Genomic DNA, 1,171 nt, shown 5'->3' on the forward strand with positions numbered 1-1,171 from the left:
CCCCCACCAGCGCCCCCACCAGCGCCCCCGGCGGCTCCGCCGCGACCCCCACCCGGCGCATCCGCCCGTGGCGTTCGCCCGTCGGCGTGGCGCTGGCCCTGTTCTTCGGAACCAACTCCTTGTGCACGTACGCGTTCTTCACCTGGCTCCCGGCCGTGGCCGAATCGATCGGGATGACGCGCGCGGAGGGCGGGTTGGCGTTGGCGGTGTACTCGGCGATCGGCCTCGTCGCGGCGTTGGTGGTGCCGTGGGCGGCGGGCCGCTTCGAGGACCCGTACGCCGTCGTCGTCGTCTCCGTCGTGTCCTACCTGGCCGGGTTCGCCGGCCTGCTCTGGGCTCCCGGCGCGGCGTGGGTGTGGATCTGCCTGCTCGGCGTGGGACCCAGCACGTTCCCGCTCTGCCTCACGCTGATCAACCTCCGCACGCGCACCCAGGCCGGCTCCGCCGCGCTCTCCGGGTTCTCCCAGGGCGTGGGGTACACGGCCGCGTCCCTCGGGCCGCTCGTGTTCGGCATGCTGTTCGACGGCCCCGGGCTCGGGGCGGGCCTGGCGTTCCTCACGGTGGTGTTGGCCATCATGACGGTCGTCTCGCGGACCGCGTGCCGCCCGAACATGCTCGAGGACACCCTGCGCTGAGGCGTACCGTCCCCCGCGCCGGTCGCGGGCCCGGTCTGCGCGGTGCGGGGTCGACATGCCCTCCGGCGAGCGGCTCGTCCGGGCGGGCAGGGGGGATGTCGTGGTCGTGTGGTCTCATCGAGCCGTGACACAGCCCGCCACCGCCTTGACCGCCACTGCCTTGACCGCCCCTGCCCCGACCGCCCACCGCGACGCACGCACGGTCGACGAGCACGGAACGTCCTGGTCGGCGGAACTCGACGACCTCCTCGGGCGTGATTGGCCGGGTGCCCGGACGGGCAGGCAGGACCGGTGGGTCGTGCGCGGGGGCCCGGGCAGCGGGAAGACGTCGCTGATCGTCGATGTGGTGCGCTCCGCGGTGGCCGGCGGGGTGGGGATGGACGGGGTCCTGGTGCTCACCGGCTCTGCGGCGGCCGCGGCCACCCTGTTCGAACGGGCCACCCACGGGATGCCCCCGCACCTCGTGGTCGGCACCGACGCGCCCGTCCGCACCGTGCACTCCCTCGCCCACGCGGTCGTCCGGTTGGCGGCCGCGC

Annotated in this window: 2 protein-coding genes; both read left to right on the forward strand. The window is 74.6% G+C overall.

Going from position 1 to position 1,171, the window contains the following annotated elements:
- A partial coding sequence (locus tag G6024_RS11095; RefSeq protein ID WP_478213487.1) for an MFS transporter occupies positions 1-635 on the forward strand: 635 nt, incomplete at its 5' end.
- Between the two features lie 160 nt (positions 636-795).
- Positions 796-1,171, forward strand: a 376-nt coding sequence (locus tag G6024_RS11100) for a UvrD-helicase domain-containing protein (RefSeq protein WP_235027870.1), incomplete at its 3' end; no start/stop codon positions are given.

Origin of the sequence: Dietzia maris (assembly GCF_014144855.1) — a bacterium.
In the GTDB taxonomy this organism is placed as follows: domain Bacteria; phylum Actinomycetota; class Actinomycetes; order Mycobacteriales; family Mycobacteriaceae; genus Dietzia; species Dietzia kunjamensis.